This is a genomic window from Bradyrhizobium sp. CCGB01 (assembly GCF_024199795.1).
Taxonomy (GTDB): domain Bacteria; phylum Pseudomonadota; class Alphaproteobacteria; order Rhizobiales; family Xanthobacteraceae; genus Bradyrhizobium.
In genome coordinates, this window is sequence record NZ_JANADK010000001.1 from 5,903,231 (window position 1) to 5,918,736 (window position 15,506).

11 protein-coding genes are annotated in these 15,506 nt (G+C 63.0%); 1 reads left to right on the forward strand and 10 read right to left on the reverse strand.

The genetic code is table 11. The annotated features are described in order from the left end of the window. Positions 1–120: 120 nt before the first annotated feature. The 5 genes from rpoC to NLM25_RS27580 form a co-directional block, all read right to left on the reverse strand. Entirely contained in the window at positions 121–4,317 is a 4,197-nt protein-coding gene (gene rpoC / locus NLM25_RS27560; protein WP_254120472.1) for a DNA-directed RNA polymerase subunit beta', read from the reverse strand. Positions 4,318–4,446: 129 nt separating this feature from the next. After that, positions 4,447–8,565, reverse strand: coding sequence for a DNA-directed RNA polymerase subunit beta (rpoB, locus tag NLM25_RS27565; protein ID WP_254120474.1), 4,119 nt, complete (start codon positions 8,563–8,565; stop codon positions 4,447–4,449). Between the two features lie 484 nt (positions 8,566–9,049). Further along, positions 9,050–9,427, reverse strand: a complete 378-nt coding sequence (rplL, locus tag NLM25_RS27570) for a 50S ribosomal protein L7/L12 (RefSeq protein WP_254120476.1) — start codon at positions 9,425–9,427, stop codon at positions 9,050–9,052. Positions 9,428–9,481: 54 nt separating this feature from the next. Continuing rightward, positions 9,482–10,000: a 50S ribosomal protein L10 gene (gene rplJ / locus NLM25_RS27575; RefSeq protein WP_195803885.1), complete on the reverse strand. Its 519-nt coding sequence runs from the start codon at positions 9,998–10,000 to the stop codon at positions 9,482–9,484. A gap of 1,002 nt (positions 10,001–11,002) precedes the next feature. Beyond that, positions 11,003–11,740, reverse strand: a complete 738-nt coding sequence (locus tag NLM25_RS27580; RefSeq protein WP_254139075.1) for a hypothetical protein — start codon at positions 11,738–11,740, stop codon at positions 11,003–11,005. 143 nt (positions 11,741–11,883) lie between these two features. Between NLM25_RS27580 and NLM25_RS27585 the strand changes: the two genes are divergently transcribed. After that, positions 11,884–12,351, forward strand: a complete 468-nt coding sequence (locus NLM25_RS27585) for a hypothetical protein (protein WP_254139076.1) — start codon at positions 11,884–11,886, stop codon at positions 12,349–12,351. On the opposite strand, the gene NLM25_RS27590 is transcribed toward NLM25_RS27585, so the two are convergent. The 5 genes from NLM25_RS27590 to secE all read right to left on the reverse strand — a co-directional run bounded on the left by NLM25_RS27590 (position 12,348) and on the right by secE (position 15,412). Next, a complete protein-coding gene (locus NLM25_RS27590; protein ID WP_254139077.1) occupies positions 12,348–13,301 on the reverse strand; it encodes a 2-hydroxyacid dehydrogenase in 954 nt (317 codons plus the stop codon). The two genes, NLM25_RS27585 and NLM25_RS27590, sit on opposite strands and share 4 nt — an antisense overlap. A gap of 104 nt (positions 13,302–13,405) precedes the next feature. Further along, entirely contained in the window at positions 13,406–14,098 is a 693-nt protein-coding gene (gene rplA, locus NLM25_RS27595) for a 50S ribosomal protein L1 (protein WP_018322253.1), read from the reverse strand. Between the two features lie 6 nt (positions 14,099–14,104). Beyond that, positions 14,105–14,533, reverse strand: coding sequence for a 50S ribosomal protein L11 (gene rplK, locus NLM25_RS27600; protein WP_006611824.1), 429 nt, complete (start codon positions 14,531–14,533; stop codon positions 14,105–14,107). Between the two features lie 130 nt (positions 14,534–14,663). After that, positions 14,664–15,221 carry a transcription termination/antitermination protein NusG gene (gene nusG / locus NLM25_RS27605; RefSeq protein ID WP_015685389.1) on the reverse strand — a complete coding sequence of 186 codons (558 nt, stop codon included), beginning with the start codon at positions 15,219–15,221 and terminating at the stop codon, positions 14,664–14,666. Further along, a complete protein-coding gene (gene secE / locus NLM25_RS27610) occupies positions 15,221–15,412 on the reverse strand; it encodes a preprotein translocase subunit SecE (RefSeq protein WP_007611620.1) in 192 nt (63 codons plus the stop codon). Before secE ends, nusG begins: the two co-directional genes overlap by 1 nt. Positions 15,413–15,506 lie beyond the last annotated feature (94 nt).

Here is a 15,506-nt window from a genome sequence, read left to right on the forward strand (position 1 = left end):
TTGCGGCTGAAGGAAAGATGAACAAAGGTTGATCCCGCAACGCAACAGGGCAAACAAAGCAGCAAAAAGGCCGGCTTTCGCCGGCCTTTTCGTTATCCTCGTATTCTTACGGATGAACCATTATTCCGCAGGCGGCAGCGCGGGAAGCTCAGCTTCCGGTGCGGGCGACACGACGGCCGCCTGCTTCTCGCGCTCGTCCAGGATCAGCTTGTCGCGCTTCATCGCGACTTCGCGGATCTTGGCCATGGAGGCGCCGGTGCCCGCCGGGATCAGCCGGCCGACGATGACGTTCTCCTTGAGACCTTCCAGCGGATCGACCTTGCCGTTGACCGCCGCTTCCGTGAGGACGCGGGTGGTCTCCTGGAACGAGGCCGCCGAGAAGAAGGAGCGGGTCTGGAGGCTCGCCTTGGTGATGCCGAGCAGAACCGGCGTCCCCGTGGCAATCTTCTTGCCCTCTTCCTTGGCCTTCTCGTTGAGCGCGTCGAACTCGATCTTGTCGACCTGCTCGCCGGAGATCATGTCCGTGTCGCCCTGGTCGGTGACTTCCACCTTCTGGAGCATCTGACGGACAATCACCTCGATGTGCTTGTCGTTGATGAGCACGCCCTGGAGCCGGTAGACCTCCTGGATTTCGTTGACCAGATAGGCCGCGAGTTCCTCGATGCCCTTGACCGCGAGGATGTCGTGCGGCGCCGGGTTGCCTTCCACGATGAAGTCGCCCTTTTCGACGACGTCGCCGTCCTGAAGGTGGATGTGCTTGCCCTTCGGGATCAGGTACTCGCGCGGCTCGTCGGTCTTGTCCATCGGCTCGATCGAGATGCGACGCTTGTTCTTGTAGTCGCGCCCGAACCGGATGGTGCCCGCGATTTCGGCGATGATCGCCGCATCCTTCGGACGCCGTGCCTCGAACAGTTCCGCCACCCGCGGCAGACCGCCGGTGATGTCACGCGTCTTGGCGCTTTCGGTCGAGACACGGGCGAGGATGTCGCCCGGGTTGACCTTTGCTCCGACGTCGACCGAGAGAATGGCGTCGACCGACAGCATGTAGCGGGCATCGCCGCCACGGGCGAGCTTGAGCACCTTGCCGTCCTTGCCCTTGACCACGATGGCCGGACGCAGGTCCGAGCCGCCGCGGGTCGAGCGCCAGTCGATGACCACGCGCTTGGCGATACCGGTGGCTTCGTCGAGCGTTTCCGAGATCGACTGCCCCTCGACCAGATCCTCGAAGCCGATGGTACCTTCGACTTCGGTGAGGAGCGGACGGGTGTAGGGATCCCACTCGACGATGCGCTGGCCGCGCTTGACGTTGTCGCCCTCGTCGACGTGCAGGCGCGAGCCGTACTGGATACGGTGCGTCGCACGCTCGGTGCCGTCGGCATCGACGATTGCCACCACCATGTTGCGCACCATCGCGACCAGGTGACCTTCGCTGTTGCGGGCGATGGCCTTGTTCCGGATCACGATCTTGCCGTCGAAGTTGGATTCGACGAACGACTGCTCGTTGAGCTGCGCCGCACCACCGATGTGGAAGGTGCGCATGGTGAGCTGGGTGCCCGGCTCGCCGATCGACTGCGCCGCGATGACGCCGACGGCTTCACCGTGGTTGACCGGCGTGCCGCGGGCGAGGTCGCGGCCGTAGCACATGCCGCAAATGCCGTTGACGAGTTCGCAAGTCAGAGCCGAGCGGATCTTCACCTCCTGCACGCCACCCTGATGGATGGCATCCAGATGGCTCTCTTCCATCAGCGTACCGCGCTTGATGATCACCTTGCCCGAGCTGTCGCGCACGTCTTCGCAGGCCGTGCGGCCCAGGATGCGCGAGCCGAGCGAGGCAACCACGGTGCCGGCATCGACGATAGCGCGCATCTTGATGCCGAGCTTGGTGCCGCAGTCGTTCTGCGTGATGATGCAGTCCTGCGCGACGTCGACGAGACGACGGGTCAGGTAGCCCGAGTTCGCGGTCTTCAACGCGGTGTCCGCGAGGCCCTTGCGGGCGCCGTGGGTCGAGTTGAAGTACTCGAGCACCGAGAGGCCTTCCTTGAAGTTCGAGATGATCGGCGTCTCGATGATCTCACCCGACGGCTTGGCCATCAGGCCGCGCATGCCGGCGAGCTGGCGCATCTGGGCCGGCGAACCGCGGGCACCGGAGTGAGCCATCATGTAGATCGAGTTGATGTCGGCATCGGCTCCGCTCGCCGTCTTCTTGGTGGCGGAGATCTCCTTCATCATCGCCTTGGCGATTTCTTCCGTGGCCTTCGACCAGGCGTCGACGACCTTGTTGTACTTCTCGCCATGGGTGATCAAACCGTCGTTGTACTGCTGCTCGAAATCCTTCGCCAGCGTACGGGTGGTGTCGACGATCTTCCACTTGCCGTGCGGCACGACCATGTCGTCCTTGCCGAACGAGATGCCGGCCTTGAACGCGTTGTAGAAGCCGAGCGCCATGATGCGGTCGCAGAAGATCACCGTCTCCTTCTGGCCGCAGTGGCGGTAGACCTGGTCGATGACGCCGGAGATCTCGCGCTTGGTCATCAGCTTGTTGATGATCTCGTACGAAATCCGCGGGTTCTTCGGCAGGAGATTGCCGAGCATGACGCGGCCCGCGGTGGTCTCGATCCACCGCGTCGAGACCTTGCCGGTCTCATCCATGCCCTGCCACCGGTACTTGATCTTGGTGTGGAGGTGGATGACCCTCGCATGCAGCGCGTGCTCGAGCTCGGCCATGTCGCCGAAGATCTTGCCCTCGCCGGGCAGGCCTTCGCGCATGATCGAGACGTAGTAGAGACCGAGCACGATGTCCTGCGACGGCACGATGATCGGCTGGCCGTTCGCCGGATGCAGGATGTTGTTGGTCGACATCATCAGGACGCGCGCTTCGAGCTGCGCTTCGAGCGACAGCGGAACGTGCACGGCCATCTGGTCGCCGTCGAAGTCGGCGTTGAACGCGGCGCAGACCAGCGGGTGAAGCTGGATCGCCTTGCCCTCGATCAGCACGGGCTCGAACGCCTGGATGCCGAGGCGATGCAGCGTCGGTGCGCGGTTGAGCAGCACGGGATGCTCGCGGATCACCTCGTCCAGGATGTCCCAGACCTCGGGCCGCTCCTTCTCGACCAGCTTCTTCGCCTGCTTCACGGTGGTGGACAGGCCCTTGGCGTCAAGCCGCGAATAGATGAACGGCTTGAACAGCTCGAGCGCCATCTTCTTCGGCAGGCCGCACTGATGCAGGCGCAGCTCGGGACCGACCACGATCACCGAACGGCCCGAATAGTCGACGCGCTTGCCGAGCAGGTTCTGACGGAAGCGGCCCTGCTTGCCCTTGAGCATGTCGGCGAGCGACTTCAGCGGGCGCTTGTTGGCACCCGTGATGACGCGGCCGCGGCGGCCGTTGTCGAACAGCGCATCGACCGCTTCCTGAAGCATGCGCTTCTCGTTGCGGATGATGATGTCGGGCGCGCGCAGCTCCATCAGCCGCTTCAAGCGGTTGTTGCGGTTGATGACGCGGCGGTAGAGGTCGTTGAGGTCCGAGGTCGCGAAGCGGCCGCCGTCCAGCGGCACCAGCGGACGCAGGTCCGGCGGGATCACCGGGACCACGGTCATGATCATCCATTCCGGCTTGTTGCCGGAGTGGCGGAACGCTTCCACGATCTTCAGGCGCTTGGCGAGCTTCTTGTGCTTGATGTCGGAGTCGGTCTCCTGCATCTCGAGGCGCAAGGTCGCCTCGAGCTTCTCGAGGTCCATGCCCTTCAGCAGCTCGCGGATCGCTTCGGCGCCGATCATGGCGGTGAAGGAATCCTGGCCGTACTCGTCCTGCGCCTTCAGATACTCGTCTTCCGACAGCAGCTGACGGTCCTTGAGCGCGGTGAGGCCCGGCTCCAGCACGACGTAATATTCGAAGTAGAGGATCCGCTCGAGATCCTTCAGCGTCATGTCCAGCAGAAGGCCGATGCGCGAGGGCAGCGACTTCAGGAACCAGATGTGGGCGACGGGGGCTGCGAGCTCGATATGGCCCATGCGCTCGCGCCGGACGCGCGACAGCGTGACCTCGACCGAGCACTTCTCGCAGATGATGCCCTTGTACTTCATGCGCTTGTACTTGCCGCACAAGCACTCGTAGTCCTTGATCGGCCCGAAGATGCGGGCGCAGAACAGGCCGTCGCGCTCGGGCTTGAAGGTACGGTAGTTGATGGTCTCCGGCTTCTTGATCTCGCCGTAGGACCAGGACAGAATCTTCTCTGGAGACGCGATCGAGATCCGGATCTGGTCGAAGACCTGAGCCGGCGTCGTCGGGTTGAAGAGATTCATAATTTCTTGGTTCATCGTCTTCTCCTCGCGTGCCGGTCGCCTCCGGCCGCAAATTCGAAAATCACTTAAGCGGGGCGCCCTGCCCTCAAGGCCTCGGGAGGGGCACCAGTGCCCGGCCGTGAAGGCCGGGCATGAAAGGTCGAATTACTCGGCCGCTTCCGACGTCGGCGCCGGACCCATCTTGGAGTTGTGCAGGTCGACGTTGAGGCCGAGCGAGCGCATTTCCTTGACCAGCACGTTGAACGATTCCGGAATACCGGCCTCGAACGTGTCGTCGCCGCGCACGATCGCCTCGTACACCTTGGTGCGGCCGGCGACGTCGTCCGACTTCACCGTCAGCATCTCCTGGAGCGTGTACGCCGCGCCGTAAGCCTCGAGCGCCCACACCTCCATTTCGCCGAAGCGCTGGCCGCCGAACTGCGCCTTGCCGCCCAGCGGCTGCTGGGTGACGAGCGAGTACGGACCGATCGAACGCGCATGGATCTTGTCGTCGACGAGATGGTGCAGCTTGAGCATGTAGATGTAGCCCACCGTCACCTTGCGATCGAACGGATCGCCGGTGCGGCCGTCATAGACGGTCGACTGACCCGAAGCGTCGAGACCGGCAAGCTTCAGCATCTCCTCGATGTCGGCTTCCTTGGCGCCGTCGAACACCGGCGTCGCGATCGGCACGCCGCGGCTCAGATTGTGACCGAGCTCGATCAGCTCGTTGTCGTTGAGCGACTTGATCGTCTCGTCCTCGCCGTAGACCTTCTTCAAGGTTTCCTTCAGCGGCTTGATGTCCTGCTTCGACAGGTAGGCATCGACCGTCTGGCCGATACGCTTGCCGAGGCCGGCGCAGGCCCAGCCGAGATGGGTCTCGAGGATCTGTCCGACGTTCATGCGCGAGGGCACGCCCAGCGGATTGAGCACGATGTCGGCATGCGTACCGTCTTCGAGGAACGGCATGTCCTCGATCGGCACGATCTTCGACACCACGCCCTTGTTGCCGTGGCGGCCGGCCATCTTGTCGCCGGGCTGGATCTTGCGCTTCACCGCGACGAAGACCTTGACCATCTTCATCACGCCGGGCGGCAATTCGTCACCGCGCTGAAGCTTCTCGACCTTGTCGAGGAAGCGCTGTTCCAGCCCCTTCTTCGACTCGTCGTATTGCTTCCGCATGGCCTCGATCTCGGCCATCAGCTTGTCGTTCGGCGAGGCGAACAGCCACCACTGCGACTTCGGGTACTCCTCGAGCACCGCACGGGTGATCTTGGTGTCCTTCTTGAAGCCCTTCGGACCCGCAATGCCCTGCCGCCCTTCGAGCAGCTCGGCAAGACGGTTGTAGACGTTGCGGTCCAGGATCGCCTGCTCGTCGTCGCGGTCCTTGGCCAGACGCTCGATCTCTTCCCGCTCGATCGCCAGCGCACGCTCGTCCTTGTCGACGCCGTGACGGTTGAACACGCGCACTTCCACGATCGTGCCCTGCACGCCCGGAGGAACGCGCAGCGAGGTGTCGCGAACGTCGGAGGCCTTTTCGCCGAAGATGGCGCGCAGGAGCTTTTCTTCCGGCGTCATCGGGCTTTCGCCCTTCGGCGTGATCTTGCCGACCAGGATGTCGCCGGCGCGCACTTCCGCACCGATGTAGACGATACCGGCTTCGTCGAGGTTCTTCAGCGCTTCTTCCGAGACGTTCGGAATGTCGCGGGTGATTTCCTCGGGTCCGAGCTTGGTGTCGCGGGCCATCACCTCGAATTCTTCGATGTGAATCGAGGTGAACACGTCTTCCTTCACGATCCGCTCGGAGAGCAGGATCGAGTCTTCGAAGTTGTAGCCGTTCCACGGCATGAACGCGACGAGCACGTTACGGCCGAGCGCGAGCTCGCCGAGATCGGTCGACGGACCGTCGGCGATGATGTCGCCCTTCTTGACGATGTCGCCGACCTTCACCAGCGGACGCTGGTTGATGCAGGTCGACTGGTTGGAGCGCTGGTACTTCATCAGCCGGTAGATATCGACGCCCGACTTGGTCGGGTCGAGATCTTCCGTGGCGCGGATGACGACGCGGGTCGCGTCGATCTGGTCGATCACGCCCGAGCGGCGCGCCGCGATGGCGGCACCCGAGTCACGCGCGACCACGCCTTCCATGCCGGTGCCGACGAACGGCGCCTCGGCGCGAACCAGCGGCACCGCCTGGCGCTGCATGTTCGAGCCCATCAGCGCGCGGTTGGCGTCGTCGTTCTCGAGGAACGGGATCAGCGCCGCGGCGACCGACACGAGCTGCTTCGGCGACACGTCCATGTAGTCGACCTTGTCCGGCGTCACCGGCAAGACTTCGCCGGCGTGACGGCAGACCACGAGGTCTTCGGTGAAGCGGCCCTTCGGATCGAGCGGCACGTTGGCCTGCGCGACCGTGTAGCGGCCCTCTTCCATCGCCGAGAGATACACGACCTCGTCGGTGACGCGGCCGTCCTTGACCTTGCGGTACGGCGTCTCGACGAAGCCATACTTGTTCACGCGCGCGAAGGTCGCGAGCGAGTTGATCAGGCCGATGTTCGGACCTTCCGGCGTCTCGATCGGGCAGATACGACCGTAATGCGTCGGATGCACGTCGCGCACCTCGAAGCCGGCGCGCTCGCGGGTCAGACCGCCCGGTCCAAGTGCCGAGAGACGGCGCTTGTGGGTGATCTCCGACAGCGGGTTGGTCTGGTCCATGAACTGCGAGAGCTGCGAGGAGCCGAAGAACTCGCGCACGGCGGCAGCCGCCGGCTTGGCGTTGATCAGGTCCTGCGGCATGACCGTATCGATGTCGACCGAGGACATGCGCTCCTTGATCGCGCGCTCCATGCGCAACAGGCCGATGCGGTACTGGTTCTCCATGAGCTCGCCGACCGAGCGCACACGGCGGTTGCCGAGATGGTCGATGTCGTCGATCTCGCCCTTGCCGTCGCGCAAATCCACCAGCGTCTTGATGACGGAGAGGATGTCTTCCTTGCGCAGCGTACGCTGGGTGTCGGGCGCATCGAGGTCGAGGCGCATGTTCATCTTGACGCGACCGACCGCGGACAGGTCATAGCGCTCGGCGTCGAAGAACAGCGACTGGAACATGGCCTGCGCCGAATCCAGCGTCGGCGGCTCGCCCGGACGCATCACGCGGTAGATGTCGAACAGCGCGTCCTCGCGCGTCATGTTCTTGTCGGCCGAGAGCGTGTTGCGGATGTAGGCGCCGACATTGACGTGGTCGATGTCGAGCAGCGGCAGCTCCTTGTAGCCCTGCTCGTTGAGGGCCTTCATGGACTTGTCGGTGATCTCTTCACCGGCCTCCGCGTGGATCTCGCCGGTCTTCGGGTTGACGAGGTCCTCGGCGAGGTAGTTGCCGACGAGCTCCTCATCCGACAGGCGCAGCGCCTTCAGGCCCTTCTCCTGCATCTGGCGCGCACCGCGCACGGTGAGCTTCTTGCCGGCCTCGAGCACGACCTTGCCGGTGTCGGCGTCGATCAGGTCGTTGATGGTCGAGTAGCCACGGAAACGGTTGGCGTCGAACGGAACGCGCCAGCCTTCCTTGGTCCGCTTGTAGAGAATCCTCTTGTAGAACGTGGACAGGATCGCCTCGCCGTCGAGGCCGAGGGCGAACATCAGCGACGTCACCGGAATCTTGCGGCGACGGTCGATACGCGCATAGACGATGTCCTTGGCGTCGAACTCGATGTCGAGCCAGGAGCCGCGGTACGGAATGACGCGGGCGGCGAACAGCAGCTTGCCCGAGGAATGGGTCTTGCCCTTGTCGTGGTCGAAGAACACGCCCGGCGAACGGTGCATCTGCGAGACGATGACGCGCTCGGTGCCGTTGACGATGAAGGTGCCGTTCATCGTCATGAGCGGGATGTCGCCCATGTAGACGTCCTGCTCCTTGATGTCCTTCACCGACTTCGCGCCGGTTTCCTCGTCGATATCGAACACGATGAGGCGCAGCGTCACCTTGAGGGGTGCCGCGAAGGTCATGCCGCGCTGGCGGCACTCGTCGACGTCGTATTTCGGCGGCTCGAACTCGTAGCGGACGAATTCCAGCATCGAGGTGCCCGAGAAATCCGAGATCGGGAACACCGAGCGGAACACCGCCTGCAAGCCCTCATCGGACCGCCCGCCCTGGGGTTCGTCGACCATCAGGAATTGGTCGTAGGACGCCTTCTGAACCTCGATGAGGTTCGGCATCTCGGCGACTTCCTTGATGTGTCCGAAGAACTTGCGAACGCGTTTGCGACCGGTGAATGTCTGCTGCGCCATCGTGGCCTCTCATTTTCGTCGCCCGCTCTGGGCGCGCCGTCCGGAACGCGGCTGCCACCGCTCCCCGGGTTGAATTTTTCGAACCCGCTTTGGGGGCCGGAGACTCAGTTTCAGGCGGGAATGTCCTGAATCTGTTCTTCAGACCTTCAAAACGCAAAACGACGCGCGGGGCGCTGGTGCGCGCCCGCCCGTCACAACGATCGTCTTCACGGACTGCAAAAGCCCGAAATAGCCTGCTCTCCCAACGGCTTACAGGGAAATCCGGCATCCCTGCCCACCGCGCTTTCGTGCTGCCGAACCGATATGGGGCGACAATAGTGGAGATTCGAGGGGTAAACCCTCAAATCCCCACACTTTTTCGTGTTCGACCTGCGTCGGGACGTTCCGTCGCACGCCTTTTGCATCTGGCCCACCCCTTCAAGGCGTGGACCGAGACCCCGGTCTCGCTGATGCTTGCCCGGGATCTCGCGCCAGTAAGCGTTGCTTACTTGAGCTCGACCTTCGCGCCAGCCTTCTCGAGCTGGACCTTGATCTTCTCGGCTTCGTCCTTGTTCACGCCTTCCTTGACAGGCTTCGGCGCACCCTCGACGAGGTCCTTTGCTTCCTTCAGGCCCAGGCCGGTGATGGCGCGGACTTCCTTGATGACCTCGATCTTCTTGTCGCCGGCGTTGGCGAGAACAACCGTGAACTCGGTCTTCTCTTCCGCCGGAGCGGCAGCAGCGCCACCACCAGCCGGGCCAGCCACGGCGACAGCCGCGGCAGCCGAAACGCCCCACTTCTCTTCGAGGAGCTTCGCGAGTTCGGCAGCTTCGAGCACGGTGAGGCTCGAGAGGTCGTCAACGATCTTCTGCAAGTCAGCCATTGTTCAGTTTCCTTGAATGTAAGTCTGGTTCGGGTTTGAGTTTTGCGAAGGGCGTCAGGCCGCTTCGCCCTTTGAGGCATGAGCCTGGATGACGCGCGCGAGCTTGCCCGCGGGCGCGTTGGCGAGCTGAGCGAGCTTGGTCGCCGGGGCCACAAGCAGGCCGACGATCTTGCCGCGCAGTTCATCAAGCGACGGCAGCGAGGCAAGCGCCTTCACGCCGTCGACATTCAGGACGGTCTTCCCCATCGAGCCGCCGACGATGACGAACTTTTCGTTCGCCTTGGCGAATTCGATGGCGACCTTTGGCGCCGCCACCGGATCGTTCGAAGTAGCGATCACGGTCGGCCCCTTCAGCATGGGGCCGATGGCAACGACGTCAGTGCCTTCAAGAGCAATTTTGGCGAGACGGTTCTTCGAGACCTTCACCGAGGCGCCAGCCTGCTTCATCTGCGTGCGCAGCTTCTGCATCTGGGCAACGGTGAGGCCGGAATATTGGGCAACGACCGCGACGCTCGTGGTCTTGAAGACCCCATTGAGCTGTTCGACCGCTTCCTTTTTTGCCGCTCGTTCCACAGCAAGCTCTTTCCGGTTGGCGGTCATCGCGAAAGCGGGACCGCCGGGTTGCACCCATCGTCCCACCCAAAACCTGAACCTCCGGGCCAAAACCCATCGGACACGCGCCGGGCGAGACGACAATTCAAAGCCTGCCCTCCGGGAGCCCCTGAAGGCCCACGGCGTGTCGAGGTCCGAACCAGACCCGTTTCGCAAACCAGCCCTTAAGGCAGGGTGCGAAGTGAAATCCGGTCTTCACCCGTCTATGCAGGCCATGCGATTAAGCCGTTGAGAAATCGAATTTTCTCGCGGGCGCCTGCAGTCTTGGACAGGACAAGGTCAGCCGGCGAACCGCCCGACCTCTGCCCGCATCCCACCAACTGACGGGTTTTCCTTCCTTTTCCGGGCAAATCCTCACGGACGTCCTGAAAAGGAATGATCTCCTGTCGTGTCGGATTTTTGAATGCGTGCACGAACGCGCCAGCCGAGGCCGGCACGTCCGGAAGCGGTTCTTTAACCGCTCGGAGCCCGATTGCCAAGAGCAAAATTCACACCAGTTCCAATCCGTTGCCGGCGGGGGTTAAGACCGCGCGAAGGCGCGTTCCGGCAGAAGGTTAGCGAAGCCTTTTTGCCCGATAGCACATCGGAATGCACGCATTACGGATCAAGCAACGTCTCTCAGCTACAGGTTGAACCCACATCCTCTGGGGAACAGGTTCGACAGCAATGATCCGGCACGCCGCCACTCTTCTTCTCGGTCTCGTGGCGCTTGCAGGTACCTACGTGTCGTTGCTGAACTTACCGCATTTGATGGGCGGATGGTTCGGACTTTTGGGCGTCTTGGCTCTCGCCGTCATGCCCGGATACCTGAATTTCCCCTGGCTCGTCGCCATCAGCGGGATCGCGATATTCGGGATCTATCGGAAACTTCCGGGCCTGACTGTCGCTCCGCTCCTGTTCTTTGCAGCATGGTACTTCGCTTCGGTCTGGAACCGGCACGAGTTCGCCAGGGATTTGGATCAGTCACTCGCCAGCCGTCCGGTGCCGGCCGAGTTGCGCAGCATGCGGACGCTCACGATCGTGGGTCCGGGACAGCCGTGCTGCGGAAGCATCACGCTCCTCGTTGACCACACCATCGACAGCTTCGTCCACGCTCAGACCGACAAACAGGGCCGCGTAGGTGCAATTCATGCGACACAGCTTGCCGCGGCCAAGGATTGCGATGCAGACGAGTTGCTCCGCTCCAGCCAGCTGCGCAGCTCTGGACGCACCGATCAGTGCCTGAAGACCACCATTTTGGTTGCCATTCCGGACGGCCTTGTGATCCGCACCCAGCCCGCGGAGCCGCTTCTCGGCGACGGCTGCTGTAACTCCGGCACCATTAGCATCCGACAGGATGGCGACGAGCGCGTTGCGGCGACGTGGCGCTACGGCCGCCAAACCGTTCTGAGTTACCTGCCGTTTCTTGGCAACAACCCTCACCCAACGCCACTCTGGACGTATGCCTCGGTCGGGCCACGTCAGTCGATTCAAGTGGGGGGACCCGCGTTCTCGGGCGAGGATCTCGCCGCCGCCGTCTATGGAATTGACTGGAAAGCGCCACTGAAATTCGTCGAAACGAGCAATGTCGAGCTCTCCCAGCGCGCACAGCAGCTGGCCCTCACGAAAAATCCGTTCCCCGCGCTCGATATCGCCCTTCAGGTTCAAGGCAGCGGATACGTCGATGACGAACTCATCGGAGTCGCGGCGCGATTTGTCCAATGCTGCGATGATCAGAAGCTCTACAAATTCTGGGCGCGGCTCAACCGCGACGCAAGCGCAAATTCGTCGAAGACATCATTGCGCTCATCAGCAATCCGATCGTCGACGGCAGCGACCACACCCAGGCGCGTTTCCAAATTAGAATGCACCGCGAAGAGCTTACGGCCTACATGCCACAGGCCGAGGAAATCTTTGCCACCCGGCGCGATCTTCAGATATGGCAATACGAAATGGCGTTGCGTCTCGCGCACGACGATCAGCCGCGGCTCGGGTCCGAGAACTATCTCTCCGAACAGCAGCGGCGTTTCCGCTTGGTCCAGGACGATGCGAGCGACGCGTTCGCGCGACGCGCAATCGCATTCAAGAGAGTCTATTTTTTCCGCAGGGATGAGGAACGCGAATTCTTCGCACACCAGCTCGATCGGGTACCCGACAAGCTGCTACATGATTATCTCACTGCCGCGGGCTGGAACCGCAATCCCGACGAGAAATCGGTGACCACGGCGACCAGCCTGCTGCGTCAGCTGGCAGCCGTCCGCATCGCGGCCGTGCCAGACGAGAAGCTGCGACGCGACCTGCAGGAGTGGTTCCGAGAGTTCGCTGGCCGCTAGTCGGCTCTCACGCCGTAGGGCAGCGGCTTGCCCTCGAAGAACGCGGTCAGGTTCGCCAGCACGCAGTTTTGCATAGCGATGTGCGAGTCGAGCGTGTGACCGCCGATATGCGGGGCTAACACCACGTTGGGCAGCGCGGTCAGCGCGTCGGGGGCGTGCGGCTCCTTCTCGAAGACATCGAGGCCGGCGCCGGCGATGGTCTTGTCGGAGAGCGCCGCGACCAGGGCCTTCTCGTCGATCACCGAGCCGCGGGAGATGTTGACGACGTAGCCGTGCTCCCCGAGGCGCCTGAGGATATCGGCGTTGACGACGTGCTGGGTCTCGGCCCCTGCCCGGACCGCGATCATCAGCACGCTGCACCAATCGGCGAGCGCCTCCAGCGTCGGGAAAAATTGATAGGGCAGATCGTATTTGCTGCGGCTGAAATAGCCGACCTCGCTCTCGAACGCGGCGCAGCGGGCGGCAATCTTGCGGCCGATCTCGCCCATGCCGTAGATGCCGATGCGGCGGCCGGGCATGCCGGCCTGCGGCCGCATCATCGGCGACTGCTTCGATCCCGCCCAGTCGCCGCTGCGGACATATTGGTCGGCGACCAGGATCCGCCGGGTCGTTGCCAGCATCAGGGTCATTGCGATATCGGCGACCGAGGCCGCATTGGCACCCGGGCTGTGGCCGACCGCGATGTTGCGGGCGGCCGCGGCCTTCAGGTCGACGCCGTCATAACCGGTGCCGTAGCAGACGATGGCGCCGAGTTTTGGGAACAGGTCCATCGCCTCGGCGCCCAGCGGCGTACCGCCAGCGGTGAGCATCGCGCGGATGCCGCCGAGCTCATCGGCCGAAAACACCTCGCGCGCGGGCTTGCCGCCAGTGTCGAGCAGTTCGAACCGCTCGGCGAAACGCGCCATCATCGTCTTCGGAAAGCGCGAGTAGATCAGGACCTTGTCAGCCATTGTTCTTGTTTCCCGGTTCTTGCTTCCGATGAACGCCGTCACAAACGACGAGGGGCGGAATCGGTTGCCCAATTCCGCCCCTCGCCTCATGCAATTTCCAAACCTCAGCCGAGAATGGTGCCCGGCTCGACCTTCACGCCCGGGCCCATCGTCGAGGACACCGCAACGCGCTGGATGTAAGTACCCTTGGAGCCGGCCGGCTTTGCCTTGGTGACAGCGTCAGCCAGGGCCTTGATGTTCTCGACCAGCTTCTCCTCGGTGAACGAGGCCTTGCCGACGCCGGCCTGCAGGATGCCGGCCTTCTCGACGCGGAACTCGACCGAGCCGCCCTTGGCACCCTTCACCGCGCCGGTGACGTCCATGGTCACGGTGCCGATCTTCGGGTTCGGCATCAGGCCGCGCGGGCCCAGCACCTTACCGAGACGGCCGACCAGCGGCATCATGTCGGGAGTGGCGATGCAGCGGTCGAAATCGATCGAGCCGTTCTGCACCTTCTCGACCAGGTCTTCGGCGCCGACGACGTCGGCACCTGCGGCCTTGGCCTCGTCAGCCTTGGCACCGCGGGCGAACACGCCGACGCGGAGCGTACGGCCGGTGCCGTTCGGCAGGGTCACGACACCGCGGACCATCTGGTCGGCGTGACGCGGATCGACGCCGAGATTGATCGCGACCTCGATGGTCTCGTCGAACTTCGCCTTGGCGCGTTCCTTGACCATCTTGATGGCGTCCGCGAGCGGGTAAAGCTTTTCGCGGTCAACACCTTCGCGGGCTTTGTTCAAACGCTTTCCGATTGCCATGACCGCTTACCCCGCAACTTCCAGACCCATCGAACGGGCGGAGCCCTCGACCATCTTCATGGCCGACTCGATGGAATCGCAATTGAGATCCTTCATCTTCTTCTCGGCGATCTCGCGCACCTGCGCCTTGGTCACCTTGCCGGCCTTGTCACGGCCCGGCGCCTTCGAGCCGGACTGGATCTTGGCAGCCTGCTTGAGGAAGAAGGACATCGGGGGGGTCTTCATCTCGAACGTGAACGAACGATCGGCGTAGATCGTGATCACGACGGGAATCGGGGTGTTCTTCTCTTCCTTCTGGGTCTGGGCGTTGAACGCCTTGCAGAACTCCATGATGTTGAGACCGCGCTGACCGAGCGCGGGACCGATCGGGGGCGAGGGATTCGCCGCACCGGCCGGGACCTGAAGCTTCAGGTATCCGGTCACTTTCTTTGCCATGTATCACTCCTGTTGTGCCGGCCAGGCCGGCGGTTTCAGGTTCGTGGTCTGGGTCGGATGCGGCTGGCAACCGCCCTCTCCCTCCCACGGCCTCTTGTTGCGTGAGACCGAAGTCTCGCGCGTTACCCGGTCAGACCTTCTCGACCTGACCGAATTCCAGTTCGACCGGCGTGGCGCGACCGAAGATCGACACCGCGACCTTCACGCGCGAGCGCGCCTCGTCGATTTCCTCGACCACACCCGAGAACGAGGCGAACGGGCCATCGGCCACGCGCACGTTCTCGCCGATCTCGAACGACACCGACGCCTTCGGCCGTTCCACGCCCTCCTGCACCTGATGCAGGATGCGCATGGCCTCGGATTCCGAGATCGGCATCGGCTTGTTCTCGGCGCCGAGGAAGCCCGTGACCTTCGGCGTGTTCTTGATCAGATGGAACGCCTCGTCGGTCAGCTTCATCTTCACCAGCACATAGCCCGGGAAGAACTTGCGCTCGGCGTCGATCTTGCGGCCGCGGCGCACTTCCGTGACCTTCTCGGTCGGAACCAGCACCAGCTCGAACAGCTCCTCGAGCCCGCGCTGCTTGGCCTGCTCGCGGATCGATTCGGCGACCTTCTTCTCGAAGTTCGAATAGGCGTGGACGATGTACCAGCGCTTGTCGGACGATTGGGTTGCAGCGGCTGTTGCCATCAGTGGATGCCCAAAAGGAAGGTGATGAGATAACGGATGATCTGGTCGGCGGCGAAGAAGAAGATCGAGGCCACGGCGACCATCACGAACACCATGATGGTGGTGATCGTGGTCTCACGACGGGTCGGCCAGGTGACCTTGGCGGTCTCCGAGCGCACTTCCTGCAAAAACTTGAACGGGCTGACTGCCATCGTTTGATGTCCAACGTCCGTCGACAGACGCGAATGAATTTCAGGGATCCGAACAGCCGCCGTTGGCCCAGCCCTCTATCTCGAAGGATGAGCC